A 1,574-nucleotide genomic window follows, 5' to 3' on the forward strand; every position below is an offset into this window, starting at 1 on the left:
GTGGCGCGCTCCGCTGAGACCGGCAGCTCCATAGGCCGCGGTCTACTCATCGGGCTGGTGGGAATCTTCGTGATCCTCTCCTTCCAGTTCCGCAGTTACATCGAACCGCTGATCGTCATGCTGTCTATTCCGCTGGCCTTCATCGGCGCCATTTTGGGGCATGTACTCATGGGTTACTACCTCTCTACGCCCTCGCTGATCGGCGCGGCCTCCCTGGCCGGCATCGTGGTCAACAATGCCATCCTGCTGATCCACTTTATCAAGACCCATCGCGAGAGCGGACTGGATGCCGTGGCGGCAGCCGGCCAGGCCAGCCGCGACCGGCTGCGTGCCATCCTGATCTCGTCGACTACAACCATCGCCGGTTTGCTCCCGCTGCTGGCCGAAACCAGTACCCAGGCGGCGGCCAGCAAGCCGCTGGTGATTTCGGTGGTGTTCGGACTGCTTAGCGCCACCGTGCTGGTGCTACTGGTGATCCCCGCAGTCTACGTGCTGTTTGACGAGTGGGGCTGGGTTCAGGCGCCCAAGCCATCAAAAGAGTAAGCGGCCCAGAAGAGCATTTATTGATTGTTCATCAAGAGAGAAAAAACATGACGTTAAAAAACTGTAGTGTTAGGACCATCCTACTCATTACCCTGACTGTCCTGCCAACTTGGCTAATAGCGGGAGACAATGACTATCAACACTCAGCGAGAGAACAGGAAAGCACCAGTGAAGAACTAGTGCTCCGCTCCATTATGCGCGATCTTGATGAAAATATGCGCGAAGTTGCTGGGGCCATATCTCGGGAAAACTAGGAAAAGGTAGCTGAACTGAAATCGCACCCCTAATTGCCGATCATGTCGAGCCACCGTTCTTGGAAAAGACACGCATATTGCGCTTTTTCGGAACCGGCGGCGGACGCTTCCGGGGATATGACAGGTGGGTGCATGAAGCCGCCAGGGATATGGGCGACGAGGCGCGTCAAGCGGATGACCAAGCAGTAATCGAAGCGTTTTCGCGGGTGCAGAACCACTGTCTGGCCAGCCATCAGGAGTTTAAGGAAGGGTTCAGAGCCCATTTCTACAGCGAATGAATAGAGTGCTGGAATGAATAGCAGGATGCAAAGAAACACATACAGATGCAGTCTTTGCGCGACTCGATTTTTTCTAGAGCTGGAACAGCTGACCGACATGCCTTGGCTAATTGAAAGTTCGTTAACTACTGAATACACCATTCTGATACAGGAAGGTTTGCCCCGAAATGTCACACTTGCCTGACAACGTATTGCGTCTCCCTGAGTACCAGGTACTAAATGCCATGGAAATGGAAGACGGGTTGCGCTTTCATATAGTTGCTCCCGACCCCATAGCTTGCGAAGGGTGCGGCGCAGAGAATGAGTTTGTCAGGTTCGGCAAGCGTGATGTCGCTTACCGCGACCTCCCGGTCTACGGAAAGCGGGTCATCCCCTGGGTGATCCGCCGACGTTACTCTTGTCGAGCTTGCGGCACGACATTCCGCCCTTCGCTCCCGGACATGGTGGACGACCATCGCATGACTCGGCGGCTGTACAGTCGCGTCGAGAAGGAGTCCTT

Annotated in this window: 2 protein-coding genes; both read left to right on the top strand. The window is 55.2% G+C overall.

The annotated features are described in order from the left end of the window. Positions 1 to 543 (top strand): efflux RND transporter permease subunit (locus BZG79_RS15405; RefSeq protein WP_199878046.1); only part of this gene is annotated, 543 nt, incomplete at its 5' end. 699 nt (positions 544 to 1,242) lie between these two features. Continuing rightward, on the top strand, positions 1,243 to 1,574 hold a 332-nt coding region (locus BZG79_RS15415), incomplete at its 3' end, for a transposase family protein (protein WP_199878048.1).

The sequence above is a fragment of the Salinivibrio sp. MA427 genome (assembly GCF_001996115.1).
GTDB classification, from domain to species: Bacteria; Pseudomonadota; Gammaproteobacteria; order Enterobacterales; family Vibrionaceae; genus Salinivibrio; species Salinivibrio costicola.